We start from the raw sequence: 13896 nt of genomic DNA on the forward strand, positions 1-13896 counted from the left end.
GATGGTTACATACATCGTGGCCGGTGTGCCCAGTGTCCCCGGGCCTCACCTATTGCCTTCGCGGACTACCGTTCGGCTGGAGCCGCGTTGTGCCTTTCGCCGAGAGACGACACGCACACCGGTACGCATACGTTGAACCGAAGGCCCTGCCGACACCAGTCGGCGGGGCCTTCGGCGTGCTCAAGCGCAATGCAGCTCTTCGACCGGACTCAGCCGAGCCCTGCCGCCCCTTCCTGGTCCGGCCGGCTCGTGGGCAGGGCAAGGCGGGGGTGCTCCTCAGGGCTGTGGTCGGCGGCTCGCCCGGTCTCTGGCGTGTTGAGGGGGTGGAGCAACCGGACCAGGGCCACGCCGAGCGCGGCACCGATCAGTTGGGCGGCGACGAAGCCGGGCGCGGACGCGGGTGCGATGCCGGCGAAGGTGTCGGTGACGGTGCGGCCCAGGGTGACGGCGGGGTTGGCGAAGCTCGTGCTGCTGGTGAACCAGTACGCGGCGCCGATGTAGGCGCCGACGGCGGGCGGGGCCAGCGCGGCGCGGCCGGTGCGGACCAAGGCGAAGATCAGAGCGACGAGTCCGGCGGTGGCCACGATCTCGCCCAGCCACAGGGCGGGACCGGTCCGCTCGTGGGTGGAGGCAGCGGCGACAGGCAGCTCGAACATCAAGTTGGCCAGGACCGCCCCGCCGAGCGCACCCGCGATTTGGGCGGGCAGATAGGCCAGCAGGGTACGGCCGTCCAGCCCTTCGCCGGTGCGGCGGCCCAGCAGCCAGTCGGCCAGTGAGACGACCGGGTTGAAGTGAGCGCCGGATACCGGCCCCATGATGAGGATCAGCACCGTCAAGGCGAAGGCGGTGGCGATGGAGTTCTCCAGCAGTTGCAGGCCGGCATCGCTGGGCGAGAGCCGTTGCGCCATGATGCCGGAGCCGATCACCGCCGTCACCAGCAGGCCGGTGCCGACGGCTTCGGCCAGCGCCCGCCGGGCCAGGCCGGTCATGCGCCGCTCGCAGGGTCGCCGAGTTCGGCCAGCAGGGCGCGTACGCGGCGTTCGATCTCGTCACGGATGGGCCGTACCGCCTCCACCGACTGGCCGGCCGGGTCGGGCAGTTGCCAGTCCTCATAGCGCTTGCCGGGGAAGACCGGGCAGGCGTCGCCGCAGCCCATGGTGATGATGACGTCGGCGGCCTGGGCGATCTCCGTCGTCCACGGCTTGGGGAACTCACCGCTGATGTCGATGCCGCGCTCGCGCATCGCCTCGATCGCGGACGGGTTGATCCGCTCGCCCGGCTCCGAGCCGCCCGACCAGCCGATCGCCTGGTCGCCGGCCAGATGGGTGAGGAAGCCGAGGGCCATCTGGGAGCGACCGGCGTTGTGCACGCACAAGAACAGCACGATCGGCGTGCCGGTGGTGTCCTTGCCCTCGACGCGGGCCAGAGCGCGCAGGCGCTGGCGGGCGAAGCGTTCGGCCATCGGGGGCAGGAAGCCGGCCGCGGTGGCGCGGATGGCGAGCTGGTCGTAGCTGGTGTGCAGGAACCGTTCGACGGTCTCGGTGCCGAAGGTGCCGGCGAACTCGGCGGCCAGGTTGCGGGTGGCGGTCAGCAGGGCGTGCTGCTGATCGATGCTCAGGCTCACGGTGTGCCTTTCGCCGGGGAGTGGGCATCGGGGAGGGCGGTGGCGAGCCGGTCGACGCGGCCGGCCAGGTCGGTGAAGGTGCGTTCGAAGGCGTCGTCGGTGCCGGCGGTGACAGGGTCGGGCACCGACCAGTGCAGCGGTGGGCGGGTGGTGAGGTGTTCGTAGGCGTTGTCGCAGACGGCCACGACCAGGTCGCCGCTCTGGAGGGTGTCGCGGATGTGGGCGGTGGCGTGCGGGTCCAGCCTCAGGTGGTGGCGGCGTGCGGTGGCCAGCGCGCGCGGATGCACGTGTGCGGCGGGGTGGGTGCCTGCTGAGGCTGTGGGCAGGTGGCTCCGGCGCTGCCACAGGGCGGCGGCCAGCTGGGAACGGGCGGAGTTGCGGGTGCACACGAACACCACCCGGGTAGCCGGCATGGCGACGGAGACCGTGGGGATGAGCCCGGTCAGTACGTCCGGCAGCAGGCGTACGTAGCTGCGCCGGCGGTCGGCCTCCGAACGCGTCCGGACCACCAGCCCGGCCTCCTCCAGCACTTTCAGGTGATGGGCCAGCAGGTTGGAGGAGAGGCCGAAGGCCTCGCCGAGCTCCCCGGGCGAACGATCGCCCAGCAGCAGCGCATCGACCATGCTCAGCCGGACGGGATCGCCCAGCGCTGCATGCATCGCGGCACGCCGCGCCACATCAAGTATCTCAGTCATAATTGACTCAATTTTGGCTGAGATAAATCACGGGGTCAAGGCGGCCGCTCTGCGCGGGTCTGCAGGCAGGATGTGGTGCCGGTGTCAGACGATGATCGACTCGGCCAGTGGGGTGAACAGGGCCCCGAGCCGGGCCACCTGCTCAGGGATGATGCGGTAGTAGACCCAGGTGCCGCGGCGCTCGCCGTCGATCAGCCCGGCCGTGCGCAGTACCTTCAGATGGTGGCTGATGGTGGGGGCGGTCAGTTCGAAGGCGTCGGTCAGATCGCACACGCATGCCTCGCCCCCGGCGTGGGAGCCGATCATGGACAGTAGCCGCAGCCGGACCGGGTCGGCGACCGCCTTCAGCAGCCTGGCCAGCTCGGCGGCGTCGGATTCGGTCAGGGGCTCGCGGGCGATGGGCGCACAGCACGCCGCGCCCTGGCTGCTCTCGGCAAGGGGCGGGCTGGTGGCGATCATGCGGGAGCCTCCGAACGCGCGGTAGTTCGATGTCTGTCTAAATGATAGGCGGCGGGTGGATGGGGTTGCGTCAGCCGCAGCAGCCGCCCCCGGAGGTCGAGACGGTCACCAGCGGCAGAGGGCTGGCCAGCAGGCCGGTGGCGACGCCGACCCGCTGCTCCTGGGCCTCGGCCAGGTTGGAGGAGCACACGCCGGTCTCGGGGAGCTCCAGCTGCACGTCCCGGGCAGCCTCCCAGTCGCCGGCCAGCGCGGCGACGACCGAGCGGGCCTGCTCGTAGCCGGTGGCCAGCAGGAAGGTGGGGGCGCGGCCGTAGCTCTTGACGCCGATGGCGTAGTAGCCGCTCTCCGGGTGGGCCAGCTCGTCCACGCCGTGCGCCGGGACGGTGCCGCAGGAGTGGGCGTTGGGGTCGATCAGCGGCGCGAGCGCCCGGGTGGAGCCCAGGATCACATCAAGGTCGAGACGGAGCTCTGCGGCGATGGAGTGGTCGGGCCGGTAACCCGTGGCGGCCACGATGCGGTCGGCGATGATGGCCTGCTCGGCCCCGGACGGGTCGCGGCTGACCACCCGCACCTGCTCACCGTCGCGCTCGACCGCGTGGGTGAAGAAGCCGGTCGCCAGGCGGATGCGGCCGCGTTCGACGTGGGCGTGCAGGCGGGTGCCCAGCGCGCCGCGGGCCGGCAGGGCGTCGGCGTCGCCGCCGCCGTAGGTGCGGCCGGCGTGGCCCGCGCGGATCGCCCAGGTGATCGGGGTGTCCTCCAGCTGCGCCAGAGCGAGCAGGGTGGTGGCGGCCGAGTGGCCGGCACCGATGACCAGGACGTGCCTGCCCGCGTACCGGCCGCGATCGGCGCCGAGCACGTCCGGCAGGGCGTGGTCGACCAGGTCTCCCACGGTGTCCTCGCCGTGGGCGGGCAGGCCGCTTGCGCCCAGCACGTTGGGGGTGGCGTAGGTGCCGGAGGCGTCGATGACCGCGCGGGCGTGCAGCTCTCCGCCGTCGGCCAGGCGGATCAGGAACGGCGCCTGCTCGCGGCCCGCGGTGCGGACCCGATCGTAGCCGAGCCGGCTGATCGCGGTCGCCTTCGCGCCCAGCCGGACCTTGTCGCCGAACAGCTTGGCCAGCGGGGCCAGATAGTCGCCGATCAGCTCGGCACCGGTGGGTAGCCACTCGGGATCAGGCGCGCTCCAGCCGTCGGCCTCCAGCAGGCGGCGGGCGGCGGAGTCGATGTTGTACTTCCACGGGCTGAACACCCGCACGTGCCCCCACTTGGCTACTGAGGCACCCGCCTGCCCGCCGGCCTCCAGCACGAGGAAGTCGATGTCGCGTTCGGCCAGGTGGGCCGCTGCGGCAAGCCCGACCGGGCCGGCCCCGATCACCACGATCGGCAGCTCGTCCGCCGGCGTGGCCTGTGGGCTGGGCTCGAGCTCGACGGCGGTAGGACCACAGCATCCGCTCATGACGCGTCTCCTCGCGAGTTGCGGCGGGTCCCGGACCCGCACTGTTTTGAAATCTGTCTAAGCAGGCTCATCGGCAGGATGCCTGAGAACTTAGAGGGATGTCAAATTAGACCTTTATCGAATCAATTCGGAGGTGCGGGCGAGTGCGCCGACGACGTGACGGGCGTCGGATCCGACAAGACCTCGGGCATGATCGATACTGTGCCGGGATGAGTGAAGCGTTTCCCCGGCATGTGCTGTGCGTGCTCGGCTCCGGGCATCGCGCACGGCCGGGACCGCTGGCTCGCGCCGGCCGATCGGGCGGCCGACGTCACGGACGAGGGCCTGGCCGGCGCGCTCGTCGCCGCCTGGGTGAAACGGCCGATCTACGACGGCCAGGTGCTCTACAGCTGCGGCATGCACCTGCTCGGCGCCCCCGAGGTGGAGATCGAGATCGGCGAGGAGCATCCGGCAGAGGACGGACTGCTTGAGCTGGTCGCGCACCTGGACACGCTGGCGATCTACCTACTGACCGATCCGCGCGCGGAGGAGATCGAGGATGGCGCCGGGTTCCGGATGACCGGGGACGCCCCCCGCTGGTTGCTGCGCGCCGGCACATGCGACCGTTACGACGAGGACGATCTGTTCTTCAACCCGTACGGATAGGTCCGGCTGACTCGCGCCTAGCCCCTGAGGTGGTCAGCGCGCCTTGGAGAAGGCGGCGCGCAGCTGGGATCCGTTGATGACGAAAGCGGCTGCGCCGATCGCAAGGGCGCATGTGGCCTGCATCATGACGAACCACGCCGGGAGGATACCGGGGATCACGTCGATGGCGATGATCGCGGGCGGCATGATGATCGAGATGATGCGCACGCGTAGATAGGCCCATCGTGCTCCCCGTGAGGCGAGGACGGTCAGCCAGTAGGACACCGCGGCGCTCGCGAGCACTCCGGCTGATCGGCCCCACATGAACGATGTCACCGTTCGTTCGTTGATCGCGAGGATGGCGACCGTGATGAGGACCGCGGCGCTGAGCGCGCCGTAGGCCGCGACGAGGATCTTCGCCTTGCCGAAGGCTGCTTGAGCTCGTGGTGGATGGTTGAGGTGGGCGGTCTCGGCCGTGGTGTGGTTGGTGCTTCCCATGTCTCTTTCGTCCCTTGCGTTGTCTGGCGTGGTGTCGACGTTAGGGAGCGCATGGGTGGCGCGGTATGGGCCTGGACGTACGGGTCGGTGGGGCCAGACCTACTCCAGCGCCGATCTGGGGAGTAGCAGGCTCCGAGCGGTGCACAGTGGAAACGCCAAGCCGTACCGGCCAGATCGGCGCATTGCGGGTGCCACGGTCGGGTTGTGAAGTGAGAAGGAAGAATCATGCGACAGCTGGTGTCGTGGGTGGCGAGCGCCTGCGTGGGCTTCGTACGAGCGTGCGTCGTGATGGTCGTCGCCATGCTGGTCCCGGCCGTGTGGGCCGCTGCCGTGGCGCTGTGGATCTGGTGGTGGGGCGGAGATCCGTGGTCGGGGATGGTGCCGTTGGTGTGGGCGTGTATCGGGACGCTCGCCCTGTCCCGTCCGGTGTGCCGAATGGTCCGCTCCCTCGTCGCGAAGTGGACGGGCACCGTCATTCCCGCCGGATATCGGCAGGTCGGGCCGGTGACACGGATGGCAACCGGGTACTGGTGGAACGGGTACTCCTACGAGCGCACCAGCCGGGACGCCCGCCTGGACCAGCAATGGCGAACCCGGTGGAGCGATCCTGCCACCTGGCGTGATCTGCGGTTCGTCGCGATCGCGCCGATCACAGCAGGCGTGATCGCCGCCGTCCCGCCGGTCGGGATCGCGGGAGCGGCCTTCGGGCTCTCCCAGCCGTCGCTCGCCATGCGCGTCATCGGCGTGCTCGGCGCGGTCGTGGCCATCGCCGGCGCCCCGTACGCCTGGCGGGCCGTCGAGCCGGTGGCCGTCCGCTTCCTGCGCGCGTCGCCTGCGATGACGCTGGCGGGCCGGGTGGAGGAGCTGACGGACCAGCGCGCGGACATCACGGTGGCGCAGGCCGCCGAGATCCGCCGGATCGAGCGGGACCTGCACGACGGAGCGCAGGCGCGCCTGGTCACGCTCGGGCTCTCTTTGGCGACTGCGGAGAAGCTGATGGAAACCGACCCTGACCAGGCCAAGGCGCTGCTGCGGGAAGCGCGCGCCGGCGCCGCCACGTCGCTGACCGAGCTCCGCGAACTGGTCAAGGGCATCAGCCCGCCGGTGCTGAACGAGCGAGGGCTCATCGATGCCGTGCGCGCTCTTGCCCTGGACAGCCCGCTCGAAGCGACGGTCGACGCCGACCTTCAGCTACGCCTGGACCCGCCGATCGAGTCCGCCGTGTACTTCGGCATCGCCGAACTGCTGACCAACGCGATCAAGCACGCCCACGCGACCCGGGCGCGGATCGCCATCGCCCGGGACGACGCCGGCATCGTCGTTGACGTCGAGGACAACGGCCGGGGTGGGGCCGGCGTGCGAGCCGGCGGTGGACTCGATGGGCTACGCCGTCGCCTGGCGGTCTTCGACGGCACCTTGGAGATCACCAGTCCGGCCGGCGGCCCGACGCGTGTGAGGATGGTGGTGCCATGCGAATCGTTGTAGCCGAAGACCTCTACCTCCTGCGCGACGGGATGATCCGCCTCCTCGAGGCGTACGGACACCAGGTGGTGGCGACGGCGACCACCGGACCCGAGACGCTCGACGCGCTGCTGAGGTGGCGGCCGGACGTGTCCGTCGTCGACGTCCGCATGCCGCCGACCCAGTCGGACGAGGGCCTGCGGGCGGCCCTCGCCGCCCGCGGCGAACTGCCCGGACTGCCGGTCTTGATCCTTTCTCAGCACGTCGAACAGCTGTACGCCCGCGAACTCCTGGCCGACGGCGCCGGCGGCATCGGCTATTTCCTCAAAGAGAGCGTGTTCAACGCCGATCAGTTCATCGATGCCCTGGAACGCGTCGCCAATGGCGGGACCGCCATGGACCCGGCCGTCATCACCAGATTGCTGTCCAACGGATCGTCCAACCGGCGACTCGACCAGCTCACCGAACGCGAATACTCCGTGCTCAGCCTCATGGCAGAAGGATTGTCCAACCAGGCCATCGGCCAGCGGCTCTTCCTCAGCGAAAGCGCCATCAGCAAATACACCACCTCCATGTTCGGCAAACTCGGCATCACCGATGACGACAACAACAACCGCCGCGTCCTCGCCGTGCTCGCCTACCTGAACAAGCCCTGATGCGCTTCTCGGCCCCAGCGTGCGACTGCTTGCGTTCCAGTTGCCGCTGCTTGCGCTCAAGTCGGCGCCTGTCCCGCTGAAGACAGCCGCATGGCCGAAACGAGCTGTCCGAGGAGCGCCACGCGACATCCCGGTCTCGACGCTGATTCCCGATGATCGAGGTTGGTTGACAGCGTCCAGAGGCCAGGGAGATCTTAACCAGTTAAAGATCAACCCCTGCCAAGGGCCGACGGTGGAAGAGCGGATGAAGCTGATCAGCATGGGGCTACTCGCCGGTGTTCTCGTGGCGGCGGCCGGCGCCTTGGTGGCCCGCCGGCGCTACGTGGTGGTCACCGTCGAGGGGACGAGCATGGTCCCGACACTCAACGACGGCGACCGGGTGCTGGTACGGCGGCGCCAGATCGACCAGGTGTCCAGGGGCGATGTCGTGGTGCTGGAGCCTCCGCTTGATCCCGCCGGGCGGTTCATGCCCGGACCTCCCGGGGCGGACGGCCGGCACTGGAACATCAAGCGCGCCGTCGCCCTCCCGGGAGATCCGGTGCCGCCGGGCATCGGTGCCGCCGGGGATCGCGTGCCCGCGGGTGCGCTGGTGGTCTACGGCGACAACCCCAACAGTGTCGACTCGCGGCAGCGCGGCTTCTTCTCGGCCGATCGCCTGCTCGGGGTCGCGCTGCGCCGGTTGGGTGGGTCTGCCCTGTAGGCGGCGCGAGGTGAAGTTCCGGCTTCTCGGGCCGCTGCGGATCGAGGCCGACGGCTCGCCGGCGAGGATCACGGCGCCCAAGCAACGGACCGTCCTCGCCATGCTGCTCGCGCGGGCGGGCCACGTCGTCCCGATCCGGTCACTGGTGGCGGAGGTCTGGGACGACCAGCCGCCCCGCTCCGCGGTGGCGAACCTGCGCACGTACCTCATGCAGCTGCGCAAGCTGGTGCCTCCCGCGGCCGACCCGGCCGTCGAGCGCCTGGTCACGTCGGACGCCGGCTACCTGTTGCAGGTCGAGCCGGGGGAGTTCGATGTCTTCCAGTTCGAGGCGCTGTCCGCGCACGGTCGCCAGGCGCTGGCCAGGCGTGATCTCAGCGCCTCCCTGGACGCCTACACCCGCGCTCTCGCGCTGTGGCAGGGGATGGTGGCCGAGGACGTGCCGCTGGGGCCGACCCTGCGGGAGGTGGTCGCCCGTCTCACCGACCACTACCTGAGCGTGGTGGAGGAGCACGCGGAGATCCAGCTCGCCCTCGGCAGGTACGCGACGGCGGCCAAGCGGCTGCGCGAGGTGATCGGGCAGTACCCGCTGCGCGAGCGGCTGCACGGCCAGCTCATGGTGGCCCTGTACCAGAGCGGCGACGTGGTGGGCGCGCTGGACGCGTTTGGGGCCGCCCGCCGTCTCCTCGCCGATGAGCTGGGCATCGATCCGGGCCCTGACCTGCGCAGGTTGCATCAGTTGATCCTGCGCAGGGACTCCACCCTCCTGTCGGAGTACCCCGTCGACGATGGGCGATCCCGGCCACGCCAGTTGCCACGTGCGCCGACCGTGTTCGTGGGACGCTCGGCCGAACTCGCCCGGATCCACACGGTGTTGAGCGCCGATGCGGGGCCGCCCGTGCTGGCGCTGCACGGTCCCGGCGGGGTCGGCAAGTCCACGCTCGCGTTGAAGGCGGCGTACGGCGCGGCCGACCGCTATCCCGACGGTCACCTCTACGTCGACCTGCAGGGATCGACACCGAGCCTGCAGCCGTTGCGCCCCGATGAAGTGCTCGGCCGCTTCCTGCGCGCCCTGGGGGTGCCTCCTGGCGAGGTTCCGGCGGCGCCGGCAGAGGCGGCCGCCCTCTACCAGTCGTTGCTGGCCGACCGGCGCGTCCTGGTCGTCCTCGACAACGCCGTCAGCGCCGCCCAGCTGGCCCCCTTGCTGCCGGCGGGCGGTGGCTGCGCGGCGCTGGTCACCAGCCGGGCGGCGCTGACCACGTTGGACGCCGTGTCGATCGCCGTGAGCCCGTTCGACGAGGAGCAGTCGGTACGGATGCTCGCGTTGCTGGCCGGCCAGGCGCGAGTGGCCGCAGAACCGGAGGCGGCGGCGGAGATCGCGCGCTGGTGCTGCCACCATCCACTGGCGTTGCGCATCGCCGGCGCCCGCCTCGCGGGCCGGCCGGACTGGTCGCTCGCGAGCTTCAACGAGCGTCTGGGTAACCAGCGGCGGCGGCTGGACGAGCTGCAGGCGGCCGACCTGCGCCTTCGCTCCTGCTTCGAGGTCGGTTACGTGACCCTGACGAGCACCGCGAGGACTGCCTTCCGTCTGCTCGGCGTGCTGGAGGTGCCGGAAGCGGGCGTCGAGCTCGCCGCCGCGCTGATCGACGCCGACCGGAAATCCGCCGAGGCCGCGCTCGACGAGCTGGTCGAGGCGCGCCTGATCGAGCCGGTCGGCGAGAGCCGGTTCCGCATGCACGACCTGCTGCGGCTGTTCGCGGCGGAGCTGGCCGCCGCCCATGATCCGCCGGAGGAGCCGGCCCTGGCCGTACGGCGTGCCCTGGACTGGTACCTCGGCCTCTGCCACCAGATGCGCGATCTGCTGCAACCGCACCTGCGATCCGGCGACGGGAGCAGGGAGAGCGGGCGCGACACCGGCCCGCTCCTGCGTGACCCCGCCGCGGCGGTGCGGTGGCTAGACAGGGAGCTGCGGTGCCTGGTCGCGGCCGCCGTCCAGGCCGCGCGCGGGGAGCCGGACGTGGCGCGCTTCGTCACCGAACTGATGACCCTGGTCAGGGCCGTGGCGATGAAGGGCGGCTACTGGCGCGAGCTCGAGACCATCGCGCGGCTCGCCATCGAGGTGGCGCGGCGCGACGGCGACCGCGGCGCGGAGGCGTCCACGCTCGCGACATTGGGGTTGCTGGAATGGCGGATCGGCCAGATCGAGGCGGCTGACGGCCTCCTCCGGAGAGCTCTCGAGGTCTGGCGCGACCTGGGCGACCGCGAGGAGGAAGGGATGGCGCTGCACAACCTCGGCTGGCTGAGCATGCGAACCGGCGATCTCAGCGCCGCCCTCAGCCATATCAGCGCGAGCCTGCGGCTGCTCAAGGCGCACGGGTCGAAACGCGTCGGGCTGGCCGGCCACAATCTGGGCGAGGTCCTGCTCCAGCTGGGCAGGCACGCTGAGGCGGCGGATCGCTTCGAACGCTGCCTGACCGTCCGCCGGTCCGATCGCGACCTGTACGGCGAGAGCATCACGCTGGCGGCGCTCGGCCGCGCCTACTGCCTGCTCGACCACCGGGACAGGGCGCTGGCCGTGCTGCACGAGGCGCTGGCCCGCTGCGAGCAGACCGGCAACAGGGAGGACGAGTGGGAGGTGCTGCTCAGCAGGTCCGAGATCCGGCTGCGGCGCGACGCCCCCGCCGCGGCCGAGGCCGACCTGGCCAGGGCCCTGGAGCTGACCGCCCAGATCGGTGACGCGTACGGCTACGCCGCCTGCACCCGCCAGCTCGCCAGGGCCCGCGCGGCGTCGGGCGATCCGCGTGCCGCGGGCGACGCCCGGAGGGCGGAGGAGCTCTTCGCGGATCCGGCGATGCGACGGGATCCGGTGCTGGAGAGGCTGCTCACCGCCCAGGTGTAGCGCGGCTGTATCGGTCGCTGTATCTCCTCCAAATAGCGTTTCGGCCTGACCGCATCGCTACACAAGGAGCGAACATGACTGCTGTCTTGGGCAAGCTCGGCGACAGGATTCTCGAGAGGCTGGTGCCGAAGGCGTCCGCGAAGGCGGAAGCCGAGTGGTACGTGCACTGCTACTGCAGGGAGCGTTCCGACTACAGGAAGCTCTGCACGACCGCCGGCTGCGGGTCCTGCTACGCGTACAGAATCTGCGGCGGCTAGATAGAACGCGTGAGCCGGCGGCGGCGGTGGACGCCGCCGCCGGCCCCCGGGCACGAGGGTGACGACGTGCTGTATCTCGTGATCACGTGTCGGGCGCTGCCGGCCGCCGTCTTCGCGATCGCGGGGAAGGTCCGCGGCCGGTCGGTGTAGCTCTCGCCGCCGCCGCCGTGGGCGCTCTGCTCGTGGTGCGCCTCGACGACCTGTTGGAGCTGTTCACCGCCTGAATAGGGGTTGTCCGATGTCTTTCCTGATCGCCGTTGTCGTGTTGGTCGGCATACTTTGCCTGTTCGACCTGGTGCTCACCTTGGGAGTGCTGCGCCGCCTCCGTGAGCACACCGCCGAGCTGCAGCGCCTCGCGGGGACGTCGACGCTCATGCCGTACGATCCCGGCGTGCTGGTCGGGCGCACGCTGCCGCAGGACGTGGCCGGACCGCGGCTCGTGGGGTTCTTCGACGTCAGTTGCGACACCTGTCACGAGCGCGCGCCGCAGTTCGCCGCGGAGGCCGCGGACCAGAGCGCCCTGGCGGTCATCGCCGGCGACGCCGGTGAGGCCGGCGACCTCGTCGAGGTGGTGGGCGGCGTGGCGACCGTCGTCACGGGCGAGGACGCGCTCCGTATCGTGCACGCTCTCGGCGTCCAGGCGTTCCCGACGTTCCTGAGGACCGGCCAGGACGGCAGGATCGTGGCCGCGCACACGGATCTGGACGACCTCGCCGCCGTGGTGCCGGCGACGTGACCGAGTCCCCGGACGTCACGCGGGGACCGCTGCGGCGCGCCGCCGCCCTGGCGCTGCTGTGCCGGCGAACCGGACCGGTGCTGGCGGTTTCCCAACTGGGTGCCACCGTCCTGGCCGGGCTGCTGCCCACGGGCACCGTGTGGACGACCAAGACGCTCGTCGACGGGCTGACGACAGGTCAGCGGGAGCAGGTACTGGTGCCGGTCGCCGCCCTCGTCGTGCTGGGGCTGGTCGCCGGGGTGCTGCCGCATCTGACCGGGTATCTGCGGGCCGAGTCGGATCGCCGGCTGGACCTGCTGCTGCAGGATCGCCTGTACGAGCGGGTGAACGGGTTCCACGGCCTGTCGCGGTTCGAGAATCCGGTGTTCCTCGACGAGCTGCGCATGGCCGCGCAGGCGACGGGCAACGCGATGGGGCCGATCACCTCGGGCCTGTTCGACCTCGGGCGCAACGTCATCTCCCTGGCCGGGCTCCTCGCCGCCCTCGCCGTGCTGAGCCCGCTCATGGCGGGCCTGGTGGCGCTCGCGGCGCTGCCCATCCTCGCGGCGAGGATGTCCCTGGAGAAGCGGCGGATCAAGGTGATCGCCGGGCAGTCCGCCGCGGCCCGGCGGCAGATCTTCTACTCCTCCCTGATCACCGATGTGGCGGCCGCCAAGGAGGTCCGGCTCTTCGGGCTCGGCGGCTTCCTCAAGCGCCGGGTACTCGGCGAGCTGGCCGTCCTGCAGGCAGGGGAGCGGCGGCTGGACCGGCGGGAGGCGTTCACGCAGTCGTCGCTCGCGGCGCTCTCCGCCGCGGTCAGCGGCGCCGGGTTGCTCTGGGCGGTGCACTCCGCCCTGGCCGGCCGGCTCACCCTCGGCGACGTGACCGCCTTCGCCGCCGCCGTGGCCGGAACACAGGCCGCGCTGGTCGCCACCGTGGACAACGCCGCGAACGCACGCCAGGCGCTGCTTCTCTTCGCCCACCACGAACGGGTGATGTCATCGCCCGGCGACCTGCCGGCGCCCGGGGAGCCGGAGGCGCTGCCCGCGCTGCGCCGCGGCATCGAGCTCCGCGACGTGTGGTTCAGGTACGACGAGAGCCATCCCTGGGTGTTGCGAGGGGTGGACCTGACGATCCCCCACGGCGCCTCCGTCGCGCTGGTGGGACTCAACGGCGCCGGCAAGAGCACGCTGATCAAGCTGCTGTGCCGCTTCTACGATCCGTCCCGCGGCGCGATCCTCTGGGACGGCATCGACATTCGCGACGTACCACCCGCCGAGCTGCGCGCCAGGATGGGCGTGCTCTTCCAGGACTACATGAGCTACGACCTGACCGCGTCCGAGAACATCGGGGTGGGCGAGATCGAGGCGATGTCCGACCGCGCCAGGATCCAGGCCGCCGCCGAGTTGGCGGGTGCGCACGAAACCGTCCAGGCACTGCCCCGGGGCTACGACACCATGCTGAGCCGCGTCTTCTTCGGCCCCGAGGACGACGACCCGCAGGCAGGCGTGATGCTCTCCGGAGGTCAGTGGCAACGCCTGGCCCTGGCCCGCGCGCTGGTACGCGAGCGCCGCGACCTGCTCATCCTCGACGAGCCCAGCTCCGGCCTGGACGCGCAGGCCGAGTACGAGGTGCACCGGCGGCTGCGCGAGCACCGCGAGGGACGTACCAGCCTGCTGGTCTCGCACCGGCTCGGGGCGGTCCGCGACGCGGACCTGATCGTGGTGCTCGGCGACGGCCGGATCGTCGAGCAGGGTACGCACCACGAGCTCATGTCCATGGGCAGCCGGTACGCCCACCTCTTCGACACCCAGGCCAGCGGCTACCGTGAGGGCGCCGACATCGGGTGACCGGACGC

Annotated in this window: 15 protein-coding genes; 9 read left to right on the forward strand and 6 right to left on the reverse strand. The window is 70.9% G+C overall.

The genetic code is table 11. The annotated features are described in order from the left end of the window. Positions 1 to 209: 209 nt before the first annotated feature. From ACQPWU_RS03575 to ACQPWU_RS03595, 5 genes are all read right to left on the reverse strand, one after another. The gene (locus ACQPWU_RS03575; RefSeq protein WP_433436885.1) at positions 210 to 989 is read right to left on the reverse strand and encodes an MIP/aquaporin family protein; all 780 of its coding nucleotides are present in this window, start codon (positions 987 to 989) and stop codon (positions 210 to 212) included. Beyond that, the gene (locus ACQPWU_RS03580; RefSeq protein WP_433436886.1) at positions 986 to 1624 is read right to left on the reverse strand and encodes an arsenate reductase ArsC; all 639 of its coding nucleotides are present in this window, start codon (positions 1622 to 1624) and stop codon (positions 986 to 988) included. Before ACQPWU_RS03580 ends, ACQPWU_RS03575 begins: the two co-directional genes overlap by 4 nt. Continuing rightward, the gene (locus ACQPWU_RS03585) at positions 1621 to 2319 is read right to left on the reverse strand and encodes a helix-turn-helix domain-containing protein (protein WP_433436887.1); all 699 of its coding nucleotides are present in this window, start codon (positions 2317 to 2319) and stop codon (positions 1621 to 1623) included. Before ACQPWU_RS03585 ends, ACQPWU_RS03580 begins: the two co-directional genes overlap by 4 nt. An 84-nt stretch (positions 2320 to 2403) precedes the next feature. Then, entirely contained in the window at positions 2404 to 2778 is a 375-nt protein-coding gene (locus tag ACQPWU_RS03590) for a metalloregulator ArsR/SmtB family transcription factor (RefSeq protein ID WP_433436888.1), read from the reverse strand. Positions 2779 to 2848: 70 nt separating this feature from the next. Continuing rightward, positions 2849 to 4231, reverse strand: a complete 1383-nt coding sequence (locus ACQPWU_RS03595) for an FAD-dependent oxidoreductase (RefSeq protein ID WP_433436889.1) — start codon at positions 4229 to 4231, stop codon at positions 2849 to 2851. Between the two features lie 213 nt (positions 4232 to 4444). Between ACQPWU_RS03595 and ACQPWU_RS03600 the strand changes: the two genes are divergently transcribed. Then, on the forward strand, positions 4445 to 4876 hold the full coding sequence (locus ACQPWU_RS03600; RefSeq protein WP_433436890.1) for a hypothetical protein: 432 nt from the start codon (positions 4445 to 4447) through the stop codon (positions 4874 to 4876). Positions 4877 to 4909: 33 nt separating this feature from the next. Here ACQPWU_RS03600 and ACQPWU_RS03605 read toward each other — a convergent pair whose 3' ends face one another. After that, positions 4910 to 5353 carry a hypothetical protein gene (locus ACQPWU_RS03605; protein ID WP_433436891.1) on the reverse strand — a complete coding sequence of 148 codons (444 nt, stop codon included), beginning with the start codon at positions 5351 to 5353 and terminating at the stop codon, positions 4910 to 4912. Between the two features lie 225 nt (positions 5354 to 5578). Here ACQPWU_RS03605 and ACQPWU_RS03610 point away from each other — a divergent pair, with 225 nt between their 5' ends. From ACQPWU_RS03610 to ACQPWU_RS03645, 8 genes are all read left to right on the forward strand, one after another. Further along, a complete protein-coding gene (locus tag ACQPWU_RS03610; RefSeq protein WP_433436892.1) occupies positions 5579 to 6838 on the forward strand; it encodes a sensor histidine kinase in 1260 nt (419 codons plus the stop codon). Continuing rightward, the gene (locus ACQPWU_RS03615) at positions 6823 to 7470 is read left to right on the forward strand and encodes a response regulator transcription factor (protein WP_433436893.1); all 648 of its coding nucleotides are present in this window, start codon (positions 6823 to 6825) and stop codon (positions 7468 to 7470) included. Before ACQPWU_RS03610 ends, ACQPWU_RS03615 begins: the two co-directional genes overlap by 16 nt. Positions 7471 to 7714: 244 nt before the next feature. Next, on the forward strand, positions 7715 to 8170 hold the full coding sequence (locus tag ACQPWU_RS03620) for a S26 family signal peptidase (protein ID WP_433436894.1): 456 nt from the start codon (positions 7715 to 7717) through the stop codon (positions 8168 to 8170). A gap of 10 nt (positions 8171 to 8180) precedes the next feature. Then, positions 8181 to 11066 (forward strand): BTAD domain-containing putative transcriptional regulator, encoded by a 2886-nt coding sequence (locus tag ACQPWU_RS03625; protein ID WP_433436895.1) that lies wholly within the window; start codon positions 8181 to 8183, stop codon positions 11064 to 11066. 74 nt (positions 11067 to 11140) lie between these two features. Further along, positions 11141 to 11323: a hypothetical protein gene (locus ACQPWU_RS03630; protein ID WP_433436896.1), complete on the forward strand. Its 183-nt coding sequence runs from the start codon at positions 11141 to 11143 to the stop codon at positions 11321 to 11323. A 9-nt stretch (positions 11324 to 11332) separates the two neighbouring features. After that, positions 11333 to 11473, forward strand: a complete 141-nt coding sequence (locus ACQPWU_RS03635; protein WP_433436897.1) for a hypothetical protein — start codon at positions 11333 to 11335, stop codon at positions 11471 to 11473. 88 nt (positions 11474 to 11561) lie between these two features. Next, complete coding sequence (locus ACQPWU_RS03640; protein ID WP_433436898.1) at positions 11562 to 12059, forward strand: hypothetical protein; 498 nt, start codon at positions 11562 to 11564, stop codon at positions 12057 to 12059. After that, on the forward strand, positions 12056 to 13888 hold the full coding sequence (locus ACQPWU_RS03645) for an ABC transporter ATP-binding protein (RefSeq protein WP_433436899.1): 1833 nt from the start codon (positions 12056 to 12058) through the stop codon (positions 13886 to 13888). Before ACQPWU_RS03640 ends, ACQPWU_RS03645 begins: the two co-directional genes overlap by 4 nt. Positions 13889 to 13896: the final 8 nt, after the last annotated feature.

Origin of the sequence: Nonomuraea sp. CA-141351, from assembly GCF_050944675.1 — a bacterium.
Classification (GTDB): Bacteria; Actinomycetota; Actinomycetes; order Streptosporangiales; family Streptosporangiaceae; genus Nonomuraea.

Coding starts and splice junctions, on each gene's coding strand:
- ACQPWU_RS03575 (WP_433436885.1), bottom strand. CDS start 989: ATGACCGGCCTGGCCCGGCGGGCGCTGGCCGAAGCCGTCGGCACCGGC.
- ACQPWU_RS03585 (WP_433436887.1), bottom strand. CDS start 2,319: ATGACTGAGATACTTGATGTGGCGCGGCGTGCCGCGATGCATGCAGCG.
- ACQPWU_RS03590 (WP_433436888.1), bottom strand. CDS start 2,778: ATGATCGCCACCAGCCCGCCCCTTGCCGAGAGCAGCCAGGGCGCGGCG.
- ACQPWU_RS03595 (WP_433436889.1), bottom strand. CDS start 4,231: ATGAGCGGATGCTGTGGTCCTACCGCCGTCGAGCTCGAGCCCAGCCCA.
- ACQPWU_RS03605 (WP_433436891.1), bottom strand. CDS start 5,353: ATGGGAAGCACCAACCACACCACGGCCGAGACCGCCCACCTCAACCAT.
- ACQPWU_RS03610 (WP_433436892.1), top strand. CDS start 5,579: ATGCGACAGCTGGTGTCGTGGGTGGCGAGCGCCTGCGTGGGCTTCGTA.
- ACQPWU_RS03615 (WP_433436893.1), top strand. CDS start 6,823: ATGCGAATCGTTGTAGCCGAAGACCTCTACCTCCTGCGCGACGGGATG.
- ACQPWU_RS03620 (WP_433436894.1), top strand. CDS start 7,715: ATGAAGCTGATCAGCATGGGGCTACTCGCCGGTGTTCTCGTGGCGGCG.
- ACQPWU_RS03630 (WP_433436896.1), top strand. CDS start 11,141: ATGACTGCTGTCTTGGGCAAGCTCGGCGACAGGATTCTCGAGAGGCTG.
- ACQPWU_RS03640 (WP_433436898.1), top strand. CDS start 11,562: ATGTCTTTCCTGATCGCCGTTGTCGTGTTGGTCGGCATACTTTGCCTG.